The 23,250-nt window shown below is 56.5% G+C and carries 20 protein-coding genes and 4 tRNA genes; 5 read left to right on the top strand and 19 right to left on the bottom strand.

The features are described 5' to 3' along the window. Nucleotides 1-12: 12 nt before the first annotated feature. Nucleotides 13-216: an LPS translocon maturation chaperone LptM gene (gene lptM, locus KOSB73_RS02250; protein WP_024360622.1), complete on the bottom strand. Its 204-nt coding sequence runs from the start codon at nt 214-216 to the stop codon at nt 13-15. 138 nt (nt 217-354) lie between these two features. Here lptM and cyaY point away from each other — a divergent pair, with 138 nt between their 5' ends. Beyond that, complete coding sequence (gene cyaY / locus KOSB73_RS02245; RefSeq protein ID WP_004097546.1) at nt 355-675, top strand: iron donor protein CyaY; 321 nt, start codon at nt 355-357, stop codon at nt 673-675. An 80-nt stretch (nt 676-755) separates the two neighbouring features. Here cyaY and cyaA read toward each other — a convergent pair whose 3' ends face one another. Continuing rightward, complete coding sequence (gene cyaA / locus KOSB73_RS02240) at nt 756-3,305, bottom strand: class I adenylate cyclase (protein WP_024360623.1); 2,550 nt, start codon at nt 3,303-3,305, stop codon at nt 756-758. Nucleotides 3,306-3,651: 346 nt separating this feature from the next. Between cyaA and hemC the strand changes: the two genes are divergently transcribed. The 4 genes from hemC to hemY are packed head-to-tail and all read left to right on the top strand — an operon-like array spanning nt 3,652 to nt 7,721. Then, nucleotides 3,652-4,593, top strand: coding sequence for a hydroxymethylbilane synthase (gene hemC, locus KOSB73_RS02235; protein ID WP_024360624.1), 942 nt, complete (start codon nt 3,652-3,654; stop codon nt 4,591-4,593). Then, nucleotides 4,590-5,330, top strand: a complete 741-nt coding sequence (hemD, locus tag KOSB73_RS02230) for a uroporphyrinogen-III synthase (RefSeq protein ID WP_024360625.1) — start codon at nt 4,590-4,592, stop codon at nt 5,328-5,330. The genes hemC and hemD overlap by 4 nt, the downstream gene beginning before the upstream one ends. A 21-nt stretch (nt 5,331-5,351) precedes the next feature. Continuing rightward, nucleotides 5,352-6,521 (top strand): uroporphyrinogen-III C-methyltransferase, encoded by a 1,170-nt coding sequence (gene hemX / locus KOSB73_RS02225; RefSeq protein WP_064342053.1) that lies wholly within the window; start codon nt 5,352-5,354, stop codon nt 6,519-6,521. Between the two features lie 3 nt (nt 6,522-6,524). After that, nucleotides 6,525-7,721 (top strand): protoheme IX biogenesis protein HemY, encoded by a 1,197-nt coding sequence (gene hemY, locus KOSB73_RS02220; RefSeq protein WP_004133271.1) that lies wholly within the window; start codon nt 6,525-6,527, stop codon nt 7,719-7,721. A gap of 461 nt (nt 7,722-8,182) precedes the next feature. Here the strand turns inward: hemY and KOSB73_RS02215 are convergent. From KOSB73_RS02215 to wecA, 17 genes are all read right to left on the bottom strand, one after another. After that, nucleotides 8,183-8,259, bottom strand: a tRNA-Pro gene (locus KOSB73_RS02215). Nucleotides 8,260-8,304: 45 nt separating this feature from the next. Next, nucleotides 8,305-8,391 (bottom strand) — tRNA-Leu (locus KOSB73_RS02210). Nucleotides 8,392-8,413: 22 nt separating this feature from the next. Further along, nucleotides 8,414-8,489, bottom strand: a tRNA-His gene (locus tag KOSB73_RS02205). 55 nt (nt 8,490-8,544) lie between these two features. Next, nucleotides 8,545-8,621: transfer RNA gene (locus tag KOSB73_RS02200), tRNA-Arg, on the bottom strand. Nucleotides 8,622-8,723: 102 nt separating this feature from the next. Then, on the bottom strand, nt 8,724-10,109 hold the full coding sequence (gene thrP / locus KOSB73_RS02195; protein WP_004133272.1) for a bifunctional threonine/serine APC transporter ThrP: 1,386 nt from the start codon (nt 10,107-10,109) through the stop codon (nt 8,724-8,726). Nucleotides 10,110-10,349: 240 nt separating this feature from the next. Continuing rightward, nucleotides 10,350-11,090, bottom strand: a complete 741-nt coding sequence (gene wecG / locus KOSB73_RS02190) for a lipopolysaccharide N-acetylmannosaminouronosyltransferase (RefSeq protein WP_049131546.1) — start codon at nt 11,088-11,090, stop codon at nt 10,350-10,352. Nucleotides 11,091-11,101: 11 nt separating this feature from the next. Next, nucleotides 11,102-12,448 carry an ECA oligosaccharide polymerase gene (gene wzyE / locus KOSB73_RS02185; protein WP_098140204.1) on the bottom strand — a complete coding sequence of 449 codons (1,347 nt, stop codon included), beginning with the start codon at nt 12,446-12,448 and terminating at the stop codon, nt 11,102-11,104. Further along, nucleotides 12,445-13,524 carry a TDP-N-acetylfucosamine:lipid II N-acetylfucosaminyltransferase gene (locus KOSB73_RS02180; RefSeq protein WP_024360627.1) on the bottom strand — a complete coding sequence of 360 codons (1,080 nt, stop codon included), beginning with the start codon at nt 13,522-13,524 and terminating at the stop codon, nt 12,445-12,447. The genes wzyE and KOSB73_RS02180 overlap by 4 nt, the downstream gene beginning before the upstream one ends. Beyond that, nucleotides 13,521-14,771, bottom strand: a complete 1,251-nt coding sequence (wzxE, locus tag KOSB73_RS02175) for a lipid III flippase WzxE (protein ID WP_024360628.1) — start codon at nt 14,769-14,771, stop codon at nt 13,521-13,523. Before wzxE ends, KOSB73_RS02180 begins: the two co-directional genes overlap by 4 nt. Before the next feature lies 1 nt (nt 14,772). After that, nucleotides 14,773-15,903 carry a dTDP-4-amino-4,6-dideoxygalactose transaminase gene (gene rffA / locus KOSB73_RS02170; RefSeq protein ID WP_024360629.1) on the bottom strand — a complete coding sequence of 377 codons (1,131 nt, stop codon included), beginning with the start codon at nt 15,901-15,903 and terminating at the stop codon, nt 14,773-14,775. Nucleotides 15,904-15,907: 4 nt separating this feature from the next. After that, entirely contained in the window at nt 15,908-16,582 is a 675-nt protein-coding gene (gene rffC / locus KOSB73_RS02165) for a dTDP-4-amino-4,6-dideoxy-D-galactose acyltransferase (protein ID WP_049131541.1), read from the bottom strand. Further along, a complete protein-coding gene (rfbA, locus tag KOSB73_RS02160; RefSeq protein ID WP_004133281.1) occupies nt 16,560-17,441 on the bottom strand; it encodes a glucose-1-phosphate thymidylyltransferase RfbA in 882 nt (293 codons plus the stop codon). Before rfbA ends, rffC begins: the two co-directional genes overlap by 23 nt. Nucleotides 17,442-17,459: 18 nt before the next feature. Further along, nucleotides 17,460-18,527, bottom strand: a complete 1,068-nt coding sequence (rffG, locus tag KOSB73_RS02155) for a dTDP-glucose 4,6-dehydratase (RefSeq protein WP_049086030.1) — start codon at nt 18,525-18,527, stop codon at nt 17,460-17,462. Continuing rightward, nucleotides 18,524-19,786 (bottom strand): UDP-N-acetyl-D-mannosamine dehydrogenase, encoded by a 1,263-nt coding sequence (gene wecC / locus KOSB73_RS02150; protein ID WP_004133284.1) that lies wholly within the window; start codon nt 19,784-19,786, stop codon nt 18,524-18,526. Before wecC ends, rffG begins: the two co-directional genes overlap by 4 nt. After that, entirely contained in the window at nt 19,783-20,913 is a 1,131-nt protein-coding gene (gene wecB / locus KOSB73_RS02145) for a non-hydrolyzing UDP-N-acetylglucosamine 2-epimerase (RefSeq protein ID WP_024360631.1), read from the bottom strand. The genes wecC and wecB overlap by 4 nt, the downstream gene beginning before the upstream one ends. A gap of 56 nt (nt 20,914-20,969) precedes the next feature. Then, nucleotides 20,970-22,016, bottom strand: a complete 1,047-nt coding sequence (gene wzzE, locus KOSB73_RS02140) for an ECA polysaccharide chain length modulation protein (RefSeq protein ID WP_098140203.1) — start codon at nt 22,014-22,016, stop codon at nt 20,970-20,972. Nucleotides 22,017-22,037: 21 nt separating this feature from the next. Further along, the gene (gene wecA / locus KOSB73_RS02135; protein WP_004127391.1) at nt 22,038-23,132 is read right to left on the bottom strand and encodes a UDP-N-acetylglucosamine--undecaprenyl-phosphate N-acetylglucosaminephosphotransferase; all 1,095 of its coding nucleotides are present in this window, start codon (nt 23,130-23,132) and stop codon (nt 22,038-22,040) included. Nucleotides 23,133-23,250 lie beyond the last annotated feature (118 nt).

Genomic DNA, 23,250 nt, shown 5'->3' with positions numbered 1-23,250 from the left:
AGCGCGGAACTGTCAGTAATTCACCTGGGTCGGACCACCGCTATCGCCGCGATCGTTACGATCCGGCGTAGAGCTCTGGATACCGCTATCAACCGGTTTAGTCGGCGGAGGCGCCGTTTTATCCGCTGGTGGGAAATAAAGCGGCCCTTTCAGGCCACAGCCGGTCAGGCTGAGGACCGCTAATAAAACGGCAAGCGCTGGGAAAACGTTTTTCATGGATAGTTGCCCGTAATTCATTCTTTCTGCTTTCTATCATCGCAGGAGAAGACGTAAAAGCAAGCGTTTAGCATCTCACTGCGCGCGCTTTTGTTTCGCGCTATACTGCCGCCACTATCAAAAAAGCGGGAAAGAACCATGAACGACAGTGAATTCCATCGCCTGGCCGATACCCTGTGGATGACTATCGAAGAGCGCCTCGACGACTGGGATGGCGACAGCGATATCGACTGCGAAATCAACGGCGGCGTGCTGACTATCAGCTTTGAAAACGGCAGCAAAATTATCATTAACCGTCAGGAGCCGCTGCACCAGGTGTGGCTGGCAACGAAGCAAGGCGGCTACCATTTCGACTTGAAAGGCGACGAGTGGGTGTGCGATCGCAGCGGCGAAACGTTCTGGGATCTACTGGAACAGGCGGCGACCGCGCAGGCCGGTGAAGCGGTGAGTTTTCGCTAAGCGCGCGTGATTCGAGTTCCCCGGATTACGGCTGACGCCTTATCCGGGCTACATAACCCTCTACCGCACGCTACCCTTTCTCAGGAATAGTGCTGCAGCATCGGCGATGATGCAGCATCCTGACCGGCTGAAGCGGTGGCGGCGGCAATCACCTGGCTGCGGAACGGGATCACCTGTTCGCGACCGTCGACGTCGACAATTTGATAAAACTGCGGCAGGTTAAAGTTGATAAAGCTGGAGCCGTAGGTAAAGCGGTCATGCGACGAAGAGTAGAAGCGGCTGACGTCGCGCACCAGCTCCTCTTTGCTGCCCTCGCAGTGGTGATACACCTCGGCGCGGTTGCTCTCATCAAGAATATAGATGTTAAATCCGTTATCGTTATCCGCATCTTCAAAGAAGAACTGAATGATCCCTTCGCTGGCAAAACCATCCACCACCTGGGGCAGCCTGACGTGGTTGGTTTCCACCTGCACCGACAGACCATGCAGTTTGTTATGCGAAATCGCGCCGTAGAATTCGATGGCGTTTTCCAGCTTCTGTACCGAGACGTTAAGGCGCTCGAAGAACAGCCCCCAGGTCTGCCCGGAAACGCGCAGCGCTTTAAAGCGGCCGGTATCCTGACGGGTGCTGGAGAGGCGTAGCTCAACGCATTCAGAAACCAGCTGCTGCACGCGAGTACGGATCAGGCCGCGCAAATGCTGGCTATAGCAGAAGACCTCCACGCTATCCGGCGGCGCGGCGTCCTGATGCATCTTGCCGAGAATCGTTTTCAGCGCTTCGATCATCGCCTGCTCGCCGTTAAAGTGCAGCGTTCGCACCTCGTTCCACGAGTTGCGGTACAGCAGATCGATGCTGCCAATCAGGCACTTTTGCTCTTCGCCGAAGCTGAAAACATCAAGCTTACGGAAGTCAAAATGCACCACCTGATTGCGGAAGGCCGCCGTCGGGTCATATTCGAGATTGACGATAATCGCCAGATGGCGAATTTCGCACGGGCTATACAGCGCTTTCGGCGTCGGGGACGGCAGGCGCAGCGGGAAGTGGTGCGCCACGTCAGCCACCATCTCCTGCAGTTTAGCCAAATCGACAATGCCGTTGCCCTTAATAAACAGGCGAGTGCGTGACGTCAGCAGGCCGTTAAACCAGGCCCAGGCCACCAGCTTATTAAGATAACGGTTATATTCCAGCGGCTGGTGGCTGATGATCGACTCCATATCCGGCGCGCGGTTATAGACATACCAGCCGGTACGGTTGGCACGGCCCGGCGGCACGTGGATAAAGGTCAGATTCGGCTCAGACAGATCCGGCGAAATTTGCGGGTTGACCAGGGTCACTTTCCCCGGCAGCGCTTCAAAGGCGGCGTACAGCTTACGCGTCAGCACGCCAATATCCTGCGGACTGGCGGAAACGCTCAGGTTATTGCGGCGCGCAAAGCGAATCAGGTTACGATAGCTCTGCATCATCGCATCAAGCAGCTCGTTATGCGCTTTACGGACTTCGTCAATCTTCCAGTTGGCCCGGTTATCGAGCATCATCAGACGCTTTTCATCCCAGCCCCACTCTTTCACCAGGTGGCTGACGACTTCGCGACGCCAGCCGACGCAGGCGCGCTCGCGGCTCAGCTTCTCGCAGACTTTTAAATAGAAACATCGACGCACCAGATCGAGGCGCGTTTCATCTTCGATAGCCTGCAGATAGACCGTCACGCGCTCCAGCATCATGCAGTAAGGGTCGAGGCCAAACGATACGATTTCACCGTCATGCAGGCGCTGCTTGATATCTTTCGCCAGCAGGCGGTTGTTGGGATACTCCCAGGAGTACGCTTCCAGCAGCAGCGTCTTCAGCACCGCCTTATAGGGCGAGTCGATGCTTTTATACAGCTGCCACAGGCTGGCGCCGAAGTACTCTTCCGCCGACAGGGAACTCAGGCCGCCGAGATCCAGCCATTCGTTCGGCGTCAGCACGCCCTGCGCGTAGAGGCTCATCACGTAATCATCGTAATGCTCCTCTTCCTCGCACGGCACCATATTCCACAGAATACGCTTCCCGGCAAGGCGCACCGCGGTGCGGTAAAACTCATCCAGCAGCAGGATGTGTTGAGTTGAGCCGCAGTCTTCACCGCCCAGGCTGCCGCTTTCGTTATGGCGGAAGCGGTTTTCGTCGATCAGGAAGAAACTCACCTCAACGCCCAGCGACGCCGCCCAGCTTTCCAGCAGGCTACATTTGCGCTGCAGCAGCTGGCGCTCTTCGCTATCCAGCCACGACTGATGGCAAACCCAGATATCCAGGTCGGAAGAGCAGCTTTGGCCGACGGAAGAAGTACTGCCCATGGAGTAAAGGCCGGTGATCGGCAGCTCGCCTTTCGGCGGTTCCTGGGTCAGCATTCCACGATTGAGTTCAAGCTCGTCAAGGTAGTGACGTTGGGTTTCATCAGGCGTGTAGAGGCAAATGCCACGGGGAACGTTACCGTCAAGGTAACCCGGCATCAGCGGATGATGATAATGTAGTAATGTCGGCAGTAGACTGTAAACCTGCTGGAAAGCGGGTCCCATGGCAGCAAGGGCGCGATCCACGCGCAATTGGTTGATGGCATCCAGTCTCTGTTTCAGTGTCTCAATATAGAGGTACAAGACATATCGCCTGATGTTCAAAAACCCGACGTACAATAGTACGGAGAGTTTCAGTATTTCAACAAAAACCGTCACCATTCGTCGTCGGTGTGGTTGTGATGAGCTGCTGACTGACAAATGGTTTAAAACGTGATCAATCTAACACCTTGCTGATTGACCGTAAAGAAAGATGCGCTACATACAAGTGTAGCACCCTTTACTACGTGTAAATTCTTCACTACGTTTGCGGCAACCCGCAAACGCATGAAAGGCTAAAATGATGGCCGCGACCCTTACCCCCACAAAACTAACATCCCTAAGACAACAATGTTAGGATGGTTAGTGGTCGACTATGACGGTAACAAGCATGTTAGACAAAGTTTTGAGAATTGCCACACGGCAAAGCCCGCTTGCGCTATGGCAGGCACATTATGTGAAAGAGCGTCTGGAAGCCTGTCATCCGGGGCTTTCTGTTGAACTGGTGCCGATGGTCACCCGCGGCGACGTGATCCTTGATACGCCCCTTGCAAAAGTGGGCGGCAAGGGGCTCTTTGTGAAAGAGTTAGAGCTGGCGATGCTGGAAGGCCGCGCCGATATTGCCGTCCATTCCATGAAAGACGTGCCGGTGGAATTTCCCGCAGGACTGGGGCTGGTGACCATTTGTGAACGGGAAGATCCGCGCGATGCGTTTGTCTCGAATCACTACGCTTCCATTGATGAACTGCCGCACGGCAGCGTCGTAGGCACATCAAGTTTACGCCGCCAGTGTCAGCTGGCCGCAGCGCGGCCGGATCTCACCATCCGCTCCCTGCGAGGCAACGTTGGCACCCGTTTAAGCAAGCTCGATAGCGGCGAGTACGACGCGATCATTCTTGCCGCCGCAGGGCTTAAACGTCTGAATCTGGCAGTGCGTATTCGTCAACCGCTGTCACCGGAGCAATCTCTGCCCGCCGTCGGCCAGGGCGCTGTCGGCATCGAGTGTCGCCTTGACGACGAATGGACCAAAGCGCTGCTGGCCCCGCTGAACCATACGGAAACGGCCATACGCGTACGCGCTGAACGGGCGATGAACACCCGGCTTGAAGGCGGTTGCCAGGTGCCTATCGGCAGCTATGCCGAACTGATCGACGGTGAACTATGGCTGCGCGCGCTGGTTGGCGCGCCGGATGGCTCGCACACGGTACGCGGCGAGCGGCGCGGTCGTCCGGAAGATGCCGAAACGCTGGGCGTCTCCCTTGCCGAAGAACTCCTGGATAACGGCGCGCGCGACATTCTCGCCGTCGTTTACGCAGGAGAAGCGCCACGATGAGCATTCTGGTTACCCGTCCGCTGCCGCAAGGCGAAGAGTTAGTCAGCCGCCTGCGCGCGCTGGGACGCGTGGCCTGGAGCTTTCCGCTCATCGAGTTTACCCCAGGCCGACAGCTCCCTGAGCTGGGCAGCCAGTTGGCAAGCCTGGCGGCGGGCGATTTACTCTTCGCGCTATCCCAGCACGCCGTTGAGTTTTCCCACTCTCGCCTCCAGCAGCAGGGGCTGCGCTGGCCCGCTGCGCCCGACTATTTTGCCATTGGCCGCACCACCGCGCTGGCACTGCATAAAGTCAGCAATCGACAAGTTCGCTACCCGTTAGATCGGGAAATCAGCGAAGTCTTGCTACAATTACCTGAATTACAAAACATTGCGGGGAAAAAAGCGCTCATCCTGCGCGGCAACGGCGGACGAGAATTACTCGGCGACACGCTTCGCGAACGCGGTGCCGATGTCACTTTTTGTGAATGTTATCAACGTAGTGCGAGGCACTATGATGGCGCAGAAGAAGCAATGCGCTGGCAGTCTCGCGGGGTTTCGACGCTGGTTATTACCAGCGGCGAGATGCTGCAGCAGCTCTGGATGCTAATACCACAGTGGTATCGCGAGCGTTGGCTCCTGAGCTGTCGCATTTTAGTTGTCAGTGAACGTCTGGCCGAACAGGCCAGGGAATTGGGCTGGCAGGATATCCAGGTTGCCGATAGCGCCGACAACGATGCGCTGCTACGCGCATTACAATAACTCTCAACATTGGAAGCCATAATGACGGAACAACAGAATCAATCCGCCGTGGTTGAAGAGACCAGGGAGGCCGTGGACACGACGCCACAGCCAGAAAATAACGTAGAAAAGAAAAACGGCGGCAGTAAAACCAGCCTCGCTCTGAGCGCCATAGCTATCGCTATCGCCCTCGCCGCTGGCATAGGTCTTTATGGCTTGACGAAGACCCAGGCGACCCGCCAGAGCGAAGCCAGCGCCGGGCTATCCAGCCAGATCGCCGCGCTGCAAAAAGCGCAGGAAAACCAAAAAAGCGAGCTTGAAGGCATCATTAAGCAGCAGGCCGACCAGTTGACGCAAGCGCAGCGTCAGCAGGATGCTCTGGCGAAGAAGCTGGAAGAAGTGCAGGAGAAGGTCGCGGTCATTTCCGGCAGCGACGCAAAAACCTGGCTGCTCGCGCAGGCTGATTTCCTCGTGAAGCTGGCCGGACGTAAGCTGTGGAGCGATCAGGACGTGACGACCGCCGCCGCGCTGCTGAAAAGCGCCGATGCCAGCCTGGCCGACATGAACGATCCAAGTCTGATTAGCGCCCGTCGCGCCATCACCGACGATATCGCCTCGCTCTCCGCCGTAAGTCAGGTGGACTATGACGGCATCATTCTGAAGGTTAACCAGCTCGCCAACCAGATCGATAATTTACGTCTGGCGGACAATAATGACGATGACACCCCGATGGATTCCGATAGCGATGAGCTGTCCAGCTCCATTAGCGAGTGGCGGGTAAACCTGCAAAAAAGCTGGCAGAACTTTATGGACAGCTTTATTACCGTTCGCCGCCGAGATGAGACCGCCGTGCCGCTGCTGGCGCCAAACCAGGACGTCTACCTGCGCGAAAACATTCGCTCGCGTCTGCTGGTCGCGGCGCAGGCCGTTCCACGTCATCAGGAAGAAACCTACAAACAGGCGCTGGATAACGTCTCAACCTGGGTTCGCGCCTACTACGATACTGAAGACGCGACCACTAAAGCCTTCCTTGAGGATGTGGATAAGCTCAGCCAGCAAAGCATCACCATGAACGTACCAGAGAGCCTGCAGAGCCAGGCGCTGCTCGAGAAGCTCATGCAGACGCGCGTTCGTAATCTGATGGCGCAGCCGGCTGAAACCCAACCCAGCGCACCGGCTCCAGCCTCTGTCCCTGCGCCACAAGGAGAGTAACGCATGTTGAAAATTCTCTTACTCTTCGCGCTGCTGCTTGCCGGGATCGTTGTTGGCCCGATGATCGCCGGTCATCAGGGCTACGTCTTGATCCAGACCGATAACTACAACATTGAAACCAGCGTCACCGGGCTAGCGATCATCATGATCCTCACCATGGTGGTGCTGTTTGCCATTGAGTGGCTGCTACGGCGTATTTTCCGCACCGGCGCGCATACCCGCGGCTGGTTCGTGGGCCGCAAACGTCGTCGCGCCCGTAAGCAAACCGAGCAGGCGCTGCTGAAGCTGGCGGAAGGCGATTATCAGCAGGTTGAGAAGCTGATGGCGAAAAATGCCGATCACGCTGAGCAGCCGGTTGTGAACTACCTGCTGGCGGCAGAAGCCGCTCAGCAGCGAGGGGATGAAGCTCGCGCCAACCAGCATCTGGAGCGCGCCACCGAGCTCGCCGGCGACGACCTGATTCCTGTCGAAATCACCCGCGTACGTCTGCAGCTGGCGCGTAATGAAAACCACGCCGCCCGCCACGGTATCGACAAGCTGCTGGAGATCACGCCGCGTCATCCGGAGGTCCTGCGCCTCGCCGAGCAGGCCTACATTCGTACCGGAGCCTGGAATTCGCTGCTGGATATCATTCCGTCAATGGCGAAAGCCGACGTCAGCGATGAAGAGCACCGCGCCGAACTGGAACAGCTGGCGTGGATTGGTCTGATGGATAAAACGCTGGCCGACGGCGGCAGCGAAGGTTTGCGTGGCTGGTGGAAAAATCAGAACCGTAAAACCCGCAGCCAGGTGGCGCTACAGGTGGCAATGGCGAATCGCCTTATCGAAAGCGACGACCATGATACCGCGCAGCAGATTATTATCGATGGTCTGAAAAAGCACTACGACGACCGTCTGGTCATGCCGATCCCGCGGCTGAAAACCAATAATCCGGAACAGCTGGAAAAAGTGCTGCGTCAGCAGATTAAAACGGTCGGCGACCGCCCGCTGCTGTGGAGTACGCTGGGACAATCGCTCATGCGCCACGGCGAGTGGCAGGAAGCCAGCATTGCGTTCCGCGCTGCGCTCAAGCAGCGCCCGGATGCGTTTGACTACGCGTGGCTGGCCGATACCCTCGACCGCCTGCATCAGCCGGAAGAAGCGGCGACGATGCGTCGCGACGGCCTGCTGTTAACCCTGCAAAACAACCCGCAGCAATAATGCGATTCTCGCCTCCGCCGGGGGCGAGAATCTCTTCTCTTCCCGCCTGAACGCTTTCCGATCCCTGAAAAGAAAAAAACGCCTGCTCTGAAACCAGGGCAGGCGTTAAAACAGGTCTGTTTGACAACAAATTGGGTGCTTCACTCAACGTAGTGTCCATGGTGTTTGATGAGGCTTGCGCGACATCTGTCAGTGGACGATAAGCACCGTAAAACGGCTCTGCATCATTCCTGAGTTTATGAGGCACTAAGGCGAACATAAGAGATGGAATGAGCATCTACCCGGTTATTATCGCACAGGATCGGTAGAAAATGCATCTACCCGAACAGGGAATTGGGACTATTCTGGAGAATAAATAGCATTGTGATTAGCGGAATATTATTTGCGATATCAGGAAGATAAAAGAGTTTTTTTTTGCAAAATCAGAAAACAAAAAACCCCGCCGAAGCGGGGTTCAAAATTGGTCGGCGAGAGAGGATTCGAACCTCCGACCCACTGGTCCCAAACCAGTTGCGCTACCAAGCTGCGCTACTCGCCGATGTACTGCTTTTTTGAATTTTTAGTTCAATTCTTTATAAAGTCGTGGTGCGAGGGGGGGGACTTGAACCCCCACGTCCGTAAGAACACTAACACCTGAAGCTAGCGCGTCTACCAATTCCGCCACCTTCGCAATATCACAACTTTCTAAATAATGGGGTGGCTAATGGGATTCGAACCCACGACAACTGGAATCACAATCCAGGGCTCTACCAACTGAGCTATAGCCACCACTGCAAATCTTTTACGCGGTATTGAAACCACCGCAGCTCCAGCACCGGGTAAATGGTGCGCCCGACAGGATTCGAACCTGAGACCTCTGCCTCCGGAGGGCAGCGCTCTATCCAGCTGAGCTACGGGCGCTTAGCGCCGTTGCGGGGTCGGATAATACGGACTTCCTACCCCGCTGTCTAGTGCCTTTTTAAAGAAAATTATCGTTTGCTCATGCTTTGTGCGTTTTGTTGCTTATTGCGCCACATTATCAACATTTCCGCGTCGACCAAGGCCAAATACCTTATAAATAAGCGTCACGGCGGCAAGGAAAATTATTCCGACAAAGAGCGACATACGCGTATCGTCGTTAAATCCCATCCCTATTAGCACGCAAACCAGGAACGCCATGGTCAAATAGTTTGCCCACGGGAACAGCAGCGAGCGAAACGGATGGCTGGCCATGGCTTCTTTATGCACGAGACGAAAACGCAGCTGGCTAATCAGAATCACAAACCACGGTACCATGCCCGGCAGCACGCTGGCGCTGTAGACGTAGACGAAAACCCGCTGTGGATTAGGGATAATGTAGTTCAGGCACGAACCGACCAGCAGAATCAGGATCGATAGCGCCACGCCCGCCGAGGGTACGCCGTTGCGCGAGACTTTGGCGATGGCCGCAGGCAGCTGACGATTCCTTGCCAGCGCGTAGAGCATGCGTCCGCAGCTGTACATTCCGCTGTTACAGCCGGACAGCGCCGCCGTGAGTACTACAAAGTTAATAATACCTGCCGCCGCGGTGATGCCGATTTTGGCAAAGGTCAGCACGAACGGACTGCCGTTGGAGCCAATCTGATCCCACGGGAAAATAGTGACGATCACGAAAATCGCCCCCACGTAGAAAATCAGGATTCGCCACAGCACTTTGCCTACCGCGCTGCGCAGCGTGACCTGCGGGTTCTTCGCTTCACCGGCCGTAATGCCGATAAGCTCGACGCCCTGGTAGGAAGCGACCACGATACACAGCGCCGTCAGGAAACCCTTCCAGCCGCCGGCGAAGAAGCCACCGTGCTCGGTCAGATTGCCAAAGCCAATAGCGTGTCCGCCGTTGCCAAAGCCAAAGAAAATAACGCCCAGCCCCACCACGATCATCACAATAATGGTGGTGACCTTAATCATGGCGAACCAGAATTCAATTTCGCCGTACAGACGTACCGCCGCCAGATTCGCCAGCGCTACCAGCCCAACCGCGATAAGCGCCGGTATCCACTGCGCCATCTCCGGGAACCAGAACTGGACATAGACCCCGATCGCCGTAATCTCCGATATCCCGACCGCCATCCACATAAACCAGTAGGACCATGCGGTGAGATAGCCGAAAAACGGGCTCATATAGCGGTGGGCATAAACGGCGAACGAGCCGGTTACCGGTTCAAGGAACAGCATTTCGCCCATCGAACGCATGATAAAGAAGACAAAGAGCCCGGCAATAATATACGCCAGCAGAACCGAAGGTCCGGCCCACTTGAGCGTACTTGCCGCGCCCATAAATAACCCCACGCCAATCGTGCCGCCAAGGGCGATTAGCTCAATGTGTCGCGCCTCCAGTCCCCGCTGAAGTTCCGCTTTTTTCTCAGTCATATAACCTCTTGTGTTTGCCCTGCTCCGGGTTTAAGCGCATCCCAACCAGGATGTGTCTATACCGGTTATTTTTATGAATGAATAAAATGGAATAGCCCTGCCTGCGCGACGGTAAACTGACCGTCGCGTTTTAAGCATGCGAATGGTTAATGAATTTGAGGGAAATGGCAAATAAAGTATCAGGCGAGTGAAGACATTACACAGAATACCCAGGTAAACCCGCCCGCTTGCAGTGGAATGTCACAGCTTACCGGTGTAATACCAGCGTAAATAGCGCAGCAGGCGCGCCTGCCTTTTTATGCGGCTCGGCTGCGAAACCAGTCGATAGAACCACTCCAGACCCAGGTCCTGCCAGAACTTCGGCGCCCGCTGCACGTGGCCAGTAAAGACGTCGTAGGTACCGCCCACGCCCATATACAGCGCCTGCGGATAAACGTCCCGACAGTCGCGCATCAGGATTTCCTGACGCGGCGAGCCCATCGCCACCGTGACGATCTTCGCCCCGCTATCGCGGATACGCTCAAATAGCGCCTGACGCTGGTCAGCGGCAAAATAGCCGTCCTGGCTTCCAACGATATTCACATTCCAGCGCTGGCGAAGCTGCTGCTCCGTTTGCGCCAGTACCTCGGGCTTGCCGCCGATCAGAAATACCGGCGTTCCCTGAGCGCCTGCGCGCACCATCAGGGCTTCCCATAAATCCGCGCCGGCGACGCGCGACACTTGCGACTGAGGATATTTTTTACGTAATGAGCGAACTACGCTGATGCCGTCAGCGTATTTGAATTCTGCGGCTTCGATCAGCGCCCGAACGTCGGGGCTGTCTTCTACCGCCAGCATCTTCTCTGCATTAATCGCCACCAGCGTCCCCGTACGGATCTCGCCGTCGGCGTACAGATAATCCAGAGCGTGTTGCATATCGCGCCAACCAATGAGTTGTAGCCCTCTCAGCAGATACAACGGCGCGGATGTGGTCTCAGTCATGTACACCCTTATCAGACTTGAGGTTGCGTCAGCGGTTTAGCCCGCTTGTGAATCAGCCCCACGCTATCCAGGAACCAGTACAGCAGTTTTGCCGCCAGCAGGCAGATCCCAAAGATGACGAGGAAAAAAACCACGCGGGAACCAAATGAATCCAGCCCTTCACGCGCCAGCACGATCATGTTGAAGATAGCGCCAAAACAGAAACTGTGCAGGATCGCCGCTTTATAGCGGTTCGTCTCCCGGTTGCCAAGCTCGTACAGCCAGTCAAACCATTTAATGATCAGCCCAACCGCTACCGCTCCCAGCGGCACGAACCAGACGCCTCCCATCACCACCAGCGAGCCAATCAGGGTCGGCGAAATCGCCAGGCCAGAATGGTTATTCAGCACGTCCCAGGTGAAATAGTTCGCGGTATTGAGCACCATTGTCGGTCGACCGTGCCACAACCAGCTGGGGATAAAGACATAGAAATCCCGGACGATGGGCGCCAGTCCCTGAAACTCAATCTTGTCGTAGTTTTGCAGCAGCAGGGCCAGGTTCTCCCACGGCGAGAAGGTGTCGCGGGTCAGATAGAGGAAAGTATAAAACGCCTCATCGCCGCTGACGTTCATACCGTAGCGTTTGAGCGCCAGCCAGAACATACCGACGATGCCCAGCACGCCCGCCGCCGCCAGCATCCACAGGCTGATCCAGCCGCGAATGATGCCGATAAACAGGAAAATGGCAAAAGCGATGATAATGTTCGCCCGGGTGCCGCCAACGATGGCGTAGGTCAGCAGGCCAAAGGCGACGGTGCTAACGAGGAAGAATATCCACGCTTTATAATCCTGACGCAAAAAATAGACCACCAGCATTGCCGGGATGAAAAAGTAGAAGAAGCGCTTTAGCGCCACGCCGGAAACTTCGCTGGAGAAGATCTGGCTATAGGAGTTGAGCTTGAATAGCAGAAAACCGTTGTGCGCAAAGAAGATGCCGACGCTGAGCAGCGCCAGCCCCAGTAAAATGCCCCAGGTCAGATGGGTCTCCACGCGATTCATCGTAAACAGCGGACGATGCGAATGGCCGCGCGTCGCCGAGCGTAGCCGCGTTTTGTAGGTGGCATAGTAAACCGCATAAAAACAGACGGAAACCAACAGGGTTTGCAGCAGAATTTCCGGCGGGGCGACCGCGACGTCAAAGCGAAACACCAGAATACTGGTCAGCGGGAAGCCAAAGAAAAAGGTCAGCAGAAACAGCAGCGAGAAAAAAACGTTGAAGTTGAAGCGCACGCGACGAAATTCAAAGTACGTGGCGGTGGCGATAAAAAGCGTCGACAGCAGCCAGACCAGCAGCAGCCCGCTAAATTGCATTAATGTCATGCGTCCACCCCCGCGGCAATCCGCAACGCTCGTCGCCAGCCCGTCAGATAATTCGGACGGAAGAAGGCGATCTGATTTTTATCCACGCCGGCCAGCTGGCGCTGTGCTTCACGCACAACGCTCACGTCCAGCGCATCGCGGGTAAAGAGTACCGGAATATGCTGCTCCGACATATCCTGCCAGAAAGGATTATCCCGATTCAGCACGCAAGGGATCCCCGCCTGAATCAGCAGGCATAGCGTGCCGATACCCTGCTGGCGGGCAAACAGGAAGTAGCCCAGATCGCAGCGGCGCAGCAGCGCAAGATAATCATCAAACGCCAGCTTGTCGCTCAATACCTGGAGATGCTGCGGGCTGAACAGAGCCGCGCCGGCCTCGCGAACTTCGTTAATGTAGTCGCTATTATTGGCCGGATAGCCCATCGGCACGACAACGTTAACCGTATCGCCAAACTGCTGGCGAATCGCGCGCAGCGCCGCGATATGCTCGTTGCTGCGGTCGCCGGAATTACCCACCAGGATAGTCAGCGTGTCGCCGCGCGGGGCGCTATCGGCGAGCGAATTCAGCGCCGGATCCATGCGGGTCGGGAAGTAGAGCAGCTCACCCGGCACGCCCGAATGGCGGGCGGCGAACCAGCTCAGATCGCCGCGGGTAGCAAACACGCGCCCTACCCGGCCCTGCGCCATGCGCCGGAGGGGATAAAACAGACGAAACTTCAGGCTGGCGGAGTTCTCATACAGGTCCGCCCCCCAGATATGCCAGTTAAACTGCGCCGGGCGGATCCCGCCGCTGAGCAGCGCCAGCCACAGGCCGGTATTGAACTGGCCGTGAAAGAAAAAGCGCTGCTGCCGGTTCGCTTTTGCCAGCGCGATAACCGCCTGCGCCAGCGACTTTTTCCCCGGATAACAGCTGATGGAGAGCGCGGGATAGGCTGCGCGGATCCCTGTCTCCTCACCGACGACCATAAATATACGCGCCTGCTCGTCATCGACGGCCAGCTCATCATTAAAGAACCGCAGCACGGTCTGGTTGTGGTGCGGGATATCCGATCCCAGTACATGTATCAGTGCTGTCATGCCCGTTTACGCCAAAGTAAAAACACGCCGCTACAGAGAGCGAAATAAACAATATAAGTAGCCATATACGCCTGCGCCGCGCCGATTGCGCCATGTGCCGGGATAAGCCAGTGCGAGAATGCGGTCAACAGCGCGAACTGGCTGATTTCCGTCAGAATATAAAAACGCAGCGAGGCTTTGGCGATCACCAGATAGCCATAGACGTACGCCCCCACCTTCAGCACATCGCCCACCAGTTGCCAGGCAAACAGGTCGCGCATCGCCGTGAAACGATCGGAAAAAAGTAGCCAGATAGCGAAATCGCGCAGCAGCCACACCGTTAAGCTTGCTGCCGCCACCGCCGGGAGAACAAATTTTAACGCTTTGCCAATCTCGCGGGTGATATCCGCTTTCGCCGTTAGCCGGGACAATGTCGGTAACAGATAAACGCTAAATGAGGCGGTAATAAACTGCAGATAGGCGTCGGAGATGCTGCTCACCCCTTGCCAGATCCCCACCGCGTCCCAGCCATAATGGGCCGCCAGCAGGTTACGCATCATCACGTAGGCGACCGGCAGCGTCACCGAGGTAATCAGCGCCATCAGGGTAAATTTGGACAGCTGCCCCGCCAAGCCGTTGTCCCAACGCGGGCGCAGCGCGCTCAGCGGAATATTACCGCGTCGCCACAGTACGAAGGCCGCTGGCACCACCACCAGCGCGGGTACCAGCGCCAGTCCCAGCAATGCGCCCTGGTAGCCGCCGAAACGGTAGCAGGCATAGTACGCCGCCACGCCAATCAGGCTCCCGGCGATAAGCGACAGCGCATTGCCCGCCGCATCGCGAAAACCTTTCATCAGCGCTAACAGGAAATTCGCCCAGGCGATCCCCATCTGCACCAGGGCCACCAGCCGCACCAGGTTCTGATATTGCTGATGGCCGAACAGCCCCTGGCTAATTGGCGCGGCCGCCAGCAGGAAGATCAGCGCCAGCAGGGTGGAGAAACCCAGTACCATCGCCGAAGCGGTGCCAACGACGTTGTACAACTGCCGGCGATCGTTATGATGCTGGGCTACCAGCTTAGTGACGCCGTTAAATATCCCGGCCCCCGCCAGTACGCCAAGTACGGTCACCAGCTGGCGGAAGTTACCCGCCTGCCCCACCCCTGCCGGGCCGAACGACACGGCCAGCAGCTTAACCACCAGCAGACCGGCGCCGATTTTGACCAGCGTGGACGCCGCGGTCCACAGAGACGCTTTTGCCAACGACATATCAGGAGAAATAGCTCAGCAGCGAGTTAATTACCGTGCGCTGGTTGACGTTCGACAGGTTGTAGAATAACGGCAGACGCAGCAGGCGTTCGCTCTCCTGAGTGGTGTAGCGATCCGTCCCGTGGAACTCGCCGAAGGTTTCTCCGGCCGGGCAGCTGTGCAGCGGGATATAGTGGAACACCGCCAGAATCTCCGCCTCTTTCAGCCAGGCGATCAGCTTGCTGCGATCGTCAATATCGCGCAGCTTGATATAGAACATGTGCGCATTTTGCCCGCAGTCGGCAGGAACGATCGGCAGATCGATACGTCCAGCCCGCGCCAGCGGCAGCAGGGCATCGTAGTAGTTCTGCCACAGCGCCAGGCGCTGCTGGTTAATCCGCTCCGCCGCTTCCAGTTGCGCCCACAGGTAGGCGGCCTGTAAATCGGACATCAGATAGCTGGAGCCGATATCGCGCCAGGTATATTTATCCACCAGACCACGGAAAAACTGGCTGCGGTTGGTGCCTTTTTCACGAATGATCTCTGCGCGCTCGATCAGCTTGCGATCGTTAATCAGCGTCGCGCCGCCTTCACCGCCCGCGGTGTAGTTTTTGGTTTCATGGAAGCTGAAGCAGCCAATATGGCCGATAGTGCCGAGCGCCCGACCTTTATAAGTCGACATCACGCCCTGAGCGGCATCCTCCACCACAAACAGATTATGCTTGCTGGCGATAGCCATAATGGTGTCCATCTCGCAGGCCACGCCGGCGTAGTGGACCGGTACAATCGCGCGGGTTTTCTCGGTAATGGCCGCTTCAATCAGCGTTTCATCAATATTCATGGTATCGCGACGAATATCAACGAAGACGATTTTCGCGCCGCGCAGCACAAAGGCGTTGGCGGTGGAGACGAAGGTATAGCTCGGCATAATCACTTCATCGCCCGGCTGGATGTCCAGCAGCAGCGCTGCCATCTCCAGCGAAGCGGTGCAGGACGGCGTCAGCAGCGCTTTGGCGGTGCCGAAACGCTGCTCCATCCACTGCTGACAGCGGCGGGTAAAACCGCCATCGCCGCACAGCTTGCCGCTGCCCATCGCGGACTGCATATAATCAAGTTCGGTTCCCACCACCGGCGGCGCGTTAAATGGAATCATCATGTCACCTGTATAACCAGTACGCGGTGCTTTCGATATTCGCACCGCTAAGAATGTAACGTTTAAGCGCGGCGGTGTTGCCCATCTGGGTCGCCACCCGCAGTGTCGTCAGCCCACGCAGCGCGGCCCAGCGCTGGGCTGCCTGCATTAATTCCACTCCGGCGCCGCGTCCGGCCAGCAGGCCAATCCTCGCCTCGCGCTCGCTGAGTTGGCGCAGGGAGACAAACGCGCGAATATCACCATCAGGGGCGCGAAACACCAGACACTGATGATCGAAAGTCCCGCGCACCGCATTTTCAATCCACTGGGCATAGAAACGACCGCTGGCATCGGCTGCGTACCAGGGGGCACGAAAACGGCTCTGCGCAAAGGCCAGCGCCGCCAGCTCGCGCAGCCGGGGGATATCCACCGCGGTCGCCGGCTCGGCGCCGCTATCATCAGAAGCCGCAGGCGAAAGCGCGAGATCGACCTCGCCCTCCACCAGCCGGAAGCCCAATGCCTGCAGTGCGTCCAGACGCGCGACATCATCCGCCGCGACTTTCGCCTGCACCCGCGACCATCCGGCCAGCGCTTGCGCCGTCAGCGGCGGCGCATCGTCGCCAAAGCGTACGATAGCGCTATTGACGCCGAAGAAGCGGTTTTCCCATTCAAGGGGTTTAATACTGGCGCGGACGGGCACGGAGTAAATCCAGTAAGTATTGGCCGTAGCCAGTTTTTTCCAGCCGTTTCGCCGCGCGCTTTACGCCGTCGTCGTCCAGCCAGCCGTTGCGCCAGGCGATCTCTTCCAGGCAGGCAATCTTGAAACCCTGACGTTTTTCCACCGTTTGCACAAACATGCTGGCCTCGATCAGGCTATCGTGCGTACCGGTGTCGAGCCAGGCAAAACCGCGGCCCAGCAACTCAACCGTCAGCGCGCCATCGTCGAGATACATTTGATTGATGGAGGTGATCTCCAACTCGCCGCGCGCCGAGGGTTTAACCCGTTTCGCGTATTCCGCGACTTTACCGTCGTAGAAATAGAGGCCGGTTACCGCCCAGTTGGATTTGGGCTGCTTTGGCTTCTCCTCCAGCGAAATCGCGCGGAAATCGTCATCAAACTCCACCACGCCAAAGCGTTCCGGGTCCATCACCTGATAGCCGAACACCGTCGCCCCGGTCATGCGGGCCGCGACGCTACGCAGCTTCGGACTAAACCCCTGGCCGAAAAAGATGTTATCGCCCAGCACCAGACATGATGGTTCACCGTTGAGAAAAGCCTCTCCAATGATAAAAGCCTGCGCCAGCCCGTCCGGGCTTGGCTGTGCGGCGTAGCTTAGCTGCACGCCGAACTCCGAACCATCACCAAGCAGTCGTTGGAAATCACGCTGGTCATCCGGAGTGGTAATGATCAACACTTCGCGGATCCCGGCCAGCATCAGCACCGAGAGCGGATAGTAGATCATCGGCTTGTCGTAGATAGGTAGCAGCTGTTTTGAGACGCCGCGCGTGATCGGATGCAGACGTGTCCCCGATCCGCCTGCCAGAATAATACCTTTCATTTTTCCCCCCTCAAGCGCTCAGCCATGCAGCCCCAGGCGTTCACCCTGATAGCTGCCGTCCAGCACCTGCCGCCACCAGGATTCATTGGCCAGATACCACGCAACCGTTTTGCGCATCCCGCTGGTAAACGTTTCATTCGGCGTCCAGCCCAGCTCCCGCTCTATTTTCGTCGCGTCAATGGCGTAGCGTAGGTCGTGGCCGGGACGGTCGGCAACAAAAGTGATGAGATCGCGATAGCGCGCCAGGCCATTCGGCTTGTGCGGCGCCAGCTCTTCCAGCAGATCGCAAATGGTTTCTACCACCTCGATATTCTTCCGTTCATTATGGCCGCCAATATTATAAGTTTCGCCCGGCTCACCGCGCGTTGCTACCTGATAGAGCGCCCTGGCGTGATCTTCAACGAACAGCCAGTCGCGGATCTGCTCGCCATTGCCATAAACCGGCAGCGCTTTACCCGCCAGCGCATTCAGGATGGTCAGCGGGATCAGTTTTTCCGGGAAGTGATACGGCCCGTAGTTATTCGAGCAGTTGGTCACCAACGTTGGCAGTCCGTAGGTGCGCTGCCAGGCCCGTACCAGATGATCGCTGCTGGCTTTCGAGGCCGAATAGGGACTGCTGGGCGCATAAGGCGTGGTTTCGGTAAAAAACGCGCCGCTATCGTGCAGATCGCCATAGACCTCATCCGTTGAGATATGGTGGAAGCGAAAGACCGATTTTTTTTCGTTCCCCAGCGTATTCCAGTAAGCACGCGCCGCTTCAAGCAGCGTATAGGTACCGACAATGTTGGTTTCGATAAACGACGCCGGACCATCAATAGAGCGGTCGACGTGGCTTTCGGCGGCCAGATGCATCACGATATCGGGCTGATAGTGGTGGAAGACACGGTCCAGTTCGGCACGATCGCAGATATCCACCTGTTCAAAGGCGAAACGCGGATCCCCGGCAACAGGCGCCAGCGACATCAGATTTCCGGCGTAGGTCAGCTTATCAACCACCACTACGTTATCAGTAGTTGCAGTGATGATTTCGCGCGCCACCGCCGAACCGATAAATCCCGCGCCACCGGTGACCAGAATCGTGCTCACCGCCACACCCCTTTGGTATCGACGATAAACTGCTGGCTAACGCTATCCCCGCCGACCGCTTTAAATTCTTTGTGATCGACCAGCATCACCAGCACATCGGCGCTCGCCAGCGCTTCGTCCAGCGTCGCCAGAGCGCACAGTCCGTCGAGCTTTTTCGGCAGATGATGAATATTTGGCTCAACGACCAGGGTTTCGCCGCCGTGCCAGCGGGCGATTTGCGCGGCGATAGCCATTGCCGGGCTTTCGCGCAGGTCATCAATATTCGGCTTAAACGCGAGGCCAAAGCAGGCGATTTTTAGCTCGCTGGCGCGTTTGTTGCTCACCGCGAGGCAGTCGGCGACTCGCGCTTTCACCTGGTCGATTACCCATTCTGGTTTGTGATCGTTAACTTCACGCGCGGTCCGGATAAGCCGAGCCTGCTGCGGATTCTGCGCCACGATAAACCACGGGTCGACCGCGATACAGTGGCCGCCAACGCCCGGGCCCGGCTGAAGAATATTGACGCGCGGATGACGATTCGCCAGGCGAATCAGTTCCCAGACGTTAATCCCCTGATCGGCGCAAATTAGCGAAAGTTCATTGGCAAAAGCGATATTAACGTCACGGAAGCTGTTTTCAGTCAGCTTGCACATCTCGGCAGTGCGCGAGTTGGTCACCACGCATTCGCCTTCAAGGAAGATTTTATACAGCTCGCTGGCGCGGGCCGAGCAAACCGGCGACATGCCGCCAATCACGCGATCGTTTTTAATCAGCTCAACCATCACCTGCCCCGGCAAAACGCGCTCTGGACAGTAGGCGATATTGACGTCGGCCGCTTCGCCAGCCTGCTGGGGGAAACTCAGATCGGGGCGCATTTCCGCCAGCCAGCCCGCCATCTGCTCGGTTGCCCCCACCGGCGACGTGGACTCAAGGATAACCAACGAGCCTTTCTTCAGCGTCGGGGCGATAGATTTCGCCGCCGATTCGACGAAAACCATATCCGGTTCGTGCAGATCTTTAAACGGCGTCGGCACCGCAATAAGATAGGCGTCGGCTGCTACCGGCGCGGTGGTGGCGCTCAGGTAGCCCTGCTCGACCGCCGTTTTGACGACGCTCGCCAGATCCGGCTCCACGATATGAATTTCTCCACGGTTAATGGTCTCCACGGCGTGTTGATTGATATCAACGCCGACCACCCGCTTTTGCCGGGAGGCGAACGCGGCAGCGGTTGGCAGGCCAATATATCCAAGGCCAATCACTGAAATGGTAGAAAAATTCATAGCGTTACCTGATTATTTTTAAGTGCAGACAAAATACGATGACACGCTTGTCCATCGCCGTACGGGTTATGCGCCCGGCTCATGGCCTGATACGCGGACTCATCTTGCAGCAAGCGCGTGACTTCATTGACGATGCGTTGGCTATCGGTGCCCACCAGGCACACGGTTCCCGCGCTGACCGCTTCCGGACGCTCGGTCATGTCACGCATCACCAGCACCGGCTTACCGAGCGATGGCGCTTCTTCCTGGATACCGCCTGAATCGGTCAGGATCAACCATGCGCGATTCATCAGCCAGACGAACGGTAGATAATCCTGTGGCTCAATAAGCATGACGTTCTCAACGTGGCCGAGAATACGCTTAACCGGCTCGCTGACGTTCGGGTTCAGATGCACCGGATAGACAATTTGTACATCCGGATTGTTGGCGGCGATCTCCGCCAGCGCATGGCAGATTTGCTCAAAACCACGGCCAAAGCTTTCCCGACGGTGCCCGGTGACCAGAATCATCTTTTTGCCGTTGGCGAGGAAGGGATAGCGCTGAGTCAGTTCGTTGCGCAGGGCTTCATCGCTCAACACCCGGTCGCGCACCCAGAACAGCGCGTCAATAACCGTATTGCCGGTTACCGCGATCCGATTGTCGGCGATGTTTTCCCGCAGCAGGTTCTGCCGCGAGGTTTCCGTTGGCGCAAAGTGGTACGTTGCCAGATGTCCGGTCAACGTACGGTTCCCCTCTTCCGGCCATGGCGAGCTCAGATCGCCGGTACGCAGCCCGGCTTCCACATGCCCTACCGGAATGCGCTGATAAAAAGCGGCCAGGCTTGCCGCCATCGTCGTGGTGGTATCGCCATGCACCAGCACCACGTCCGGCTTAAACGACTCCAGCACCGGCTTTAAGCCCTCAAGGATACGACAGGTAATCTCCGTCAAACCCTGCCCCGGCTGCATAATGTTAAGGTCGTATTCCGGAACAATAGAAAAAAGTTTCAACACCTGATCGAGCATCTCCCGATGCTGCGCGGTCACGCAAACTTTCGCCTCAAAATGAGGATCCTTTGCCAGCGCATGAACCAGAGGCGCCATTTTGATAGCTTCTGGTCTCGTGCCAAATACCGTTAGTACTTTCACATCGATTCTCTTCGATTAGGTGATAAAGGCTGAATGTCCTTCACCACGGGCCGCATTCACTGGACACGGCGACGCGATAACGCAACGCCTGCGCCGATGAGCGCGCCCACAATCCCCCACATCACCATCAGAAACACGCGGCGCGGGCTATCGCGTTTTACCGGTTCTTCAGGCGTTCGCAAATACCTGTAAGTCTGAAAACGCGGATCCAGGGTTGGCCCAACGTTTAATGTCGTTAGCATGGCGCGGCTTTGGTCATAATCAAGATCGTACTGCGGCCCCACCGCCTGCAGATTTTCCAGTCGGGCCTGCAGCATCGGCCGCCCCAGTAAAAACAGCTCTGAATCCGGCAGCTGGTCTGGTGGAATATCGGTTTCGCTGCGGGAGATATTGTGCTGCTGCGCGACTTTCAGCGCCTGTTCCACGCTATGCATGCGGCGATTGAAAATCTCTCGTGCCACCTCTTCCTGGCGCTTCACCTGCGCTTTCATCTGGATGGTACGCGCGGCCCAGGCGCCTTTAAGCTCGTCATTCAGATGCCCTGCCGCACGCTGGCTGGCGAAAGCCACATACTGGCGCAGCAGATTATTGGCATCCTGAGCGGTTTCCGCAGTCAGCTTCACGCTATCGTTGACACTTTTTAGCGCATCGCCGGGCATAAACTGGATATCGTTGATCAGGTCATCCAGCAGGGCGGCATCGGCGCGAGCGTTACCCGACTGGCGCTGCTTGTAGTAGTCCGTTTGCAGCCAGAAGTCGCGGCGGGTATCCCATGACGCCTGCTGCATGATGAACTCTTTATAAGCTTCATCCATTACCGAAGGCTGATCGACCGAGACGAGATTGGCCTTGATATCGAGATTGCGTAAAAACTGCTGCTGCGAATAGTATCCCCCCAGCATGTTTACCGTTGGCCGGTCGGTAATCGCCGTCGCGCTCCACTCCTGGCGAGCAAAAAAGGTATAAACCAGAACAATCAGTGCAAAGAGCACTGCGATACCTGCTATCCAGCTTTTTCCTGCCCATAAGGCGCGAAACAGCCCGCGAATATCCAGCTCATTCTCAACGTTCACTGTTTGTGCTCCCGGTAATGGTTGAGTCATCACGTCCCCAGATTGACTTGGTTAATTAGGATTATTGCCGCTGTGTCGCCGAATTCTGCGTCTAATGCGCTTAACCATGCGCGCCACTTTCCAGGCGCGTTTAATGCAGTAGCCATAAAGAAAGAAGGCTACCAAAAAGAGTATTAACATCACCCATTCCGGCACAATGCGGGTGTATTCCGCCACCACGCCAACCAGGGCCAGCAGCGCGGCGGCCAGGGTGATCAGGACAAATGCCTGGCGGGAAGTAAAGCCGGCGCGCATGATTAAGTGATGAATATGCTGGCGATCCGGGGAGAATGGACTCATCCCTTTACGCAGGCGACGGTACATAATCGCCACCATATCCATCAATGGGATAGCAATAATCCACAGCGCCGTGACCGGGCTAATAGGATGCGTTTTTCCCTGCGTGGTCTCCAGCAGGATCCAGATGATAGTAAAGCCAATCATGGTGCTGCCGGCATCACCCATAAAGACCTTATAGCGACGACCAAGCGCACCGAGGTTAAGTAAAATATAGGGCAAAATGGCGGCAATCATCGCAAAACACCACATCGCCAGGCTGTACTGGCCATCAAACCACAGGATGATTCCCGTTGCCGCGAAAGAGACGGAGGAGAGGCCGCCAAGCAGCCCATCGATACCATCTACCATATTGAAAGCATTGATCGCCGCCCAAACGGCGAACAGCGTGAGGAAGAAGCCAAAGGGGCCGAGCACCAGTTCCCAAGAGCCGAATATAAAACCGAGGCTACTAAGATGAAGATTACCCACCATCATCATAATGACGGCGATAGCGGCCTGAATAACGGCGCGAATTTTTACGCTGATATCAAAGCGGTCGTCCAGCGCGCCGACCAGCACAAGCACCCCGGCACACCCCAGGTATAACCTTGCATGGGGAATGTAATAATCGGCGATGGCAAACGTAAAACAAATACCTGCGAAAACTGAAATACCACCGACTAACGGAATCAAACCCTGATGCCGTTTGCGATAGTTAGGTTTATCCACCAGCCCAACTCTTTTTGCCGCCTTGCGGGCGATAAATATAAACAGGGTAGTGAATAAGAAAATACTGATTAATTCAGTAATAGCAGTGAGTAAATTCACAACGCATGTGCTCTCAGCATAGTTAATCCGGGAAGTATAACGATGATGCCTCAACTCCAGAAGGGGCAAAGCAGAACATTACAAATTTATTGTAGAAATTTTAGACTGTTAAAGCCGT

The organism is Klebsiella grimontii (genome assembly GCF_900200035.1).
Lineage (GTDB): Bacteria > Pseudomonadota > Gammaproteobacteria > Enterobacterales > Enterobacteriaceae > Klebsiella > Klebsiella grimontii.
The sequence above is the reverse complement of the archived record's forward strand: the minus strand, read 5'-3'. Positions and strand labels throughout refer to the sequence as shown.

Coding starts and splice junctions, on each gene's coding strand:
- lptM (WP_024360622.1), bottom strand. CDS start 216: ATGAAAAACGTTTTCCCAGCGCTTGCCGTTTTATTAGCGGTCCTCAGC.
- cyaY (WP_004097546.1), top strand. CDS start 355: ATGAACGACAGTGAATTCCATCGCCTGGCCGATACCCTGTGGATGACT.
- hemC (WP_024360624.1), top strand. CDS start 3,652: ATGTTAGACAAAGTTTTGAGAATTGCCACACGGCAAAGCCCGCTTGCG.
- hemD (WP_024360625.1), top strand. CDS start 4,590: ATGAGCATTCTGGTTACCCGTCCGCTGCCGCAAGGCGAAGAGTTAGTC.
- hemX (WP_064342053.1), top strand. CDS start 5,352: ATGACGGAACAACAGAATCAATCCGCCGTGGTTGAAGAGACCAGGGAG.
- hemY (WP_004133271.1), top strand. CDS start 6,525: ATGTTGAAAATTCTCTTACTCTTCGCGCTGCTGCTTGCCGGGATCGTT.
- thrP (WP_004133272.1), bottom strand. CDS start 10,109: ATGACTGAGAAAAAAGCGGAACTTCAGCGGGGACTGGAGGCGCGACAC.
- wecG (WP_049131546.1), bottom strand. CDS start 11,090: ATGACTGAGACCACATCCGCGCCGTTGTATCTGCTGAGAGGGCTACAA.
- wzyE (WP_098140204.1), bottom strand. CDS start 12,448: ATGACATTAATGCAATTTAGCGGGCTGCTGCTGGTCTGGCTGCTGTCG.
- KOSB73_RS02180 (WP_024360627.1), bottom strand. CDS start 13,524: ATGACAGCACTGATACATGTACTGGGATCGGATATCCCGCACCACAAC.
- wzxE (WP_024360628.1), bottom strand. CDS start 14,771: ATGTCGTTGGCAAAAGCGTCTCTGTGGACCGCGGCGTCCACGCTGGTC.
- rffA (WP_024360629.1), bottom strand. CDS start 15,903: ATGATTCCATTTAACGCGCCGCCGGTGGTGGGAACCGAACTTGATTAT.
- rfbA (WP_004133281.1), bottom strand. CDS start 17,441: ATGAAAGGTATTATTCTGGCAGGCGGATCGGGGACACGTCTGCATCCG.
- wecC (WP_004133284.1), bottom strand. CDS start 19,786: ATGAATTTTTCTACCATTTCAGTGATTGGCCTTGGATATATTGGCCTG.
- wzzE (WP_098140203.1), bottom strand. CDS start 22,016: ATGACTCAACCATTACCGGGAGCACAAACAGTGAACGTTGAGAATGAG.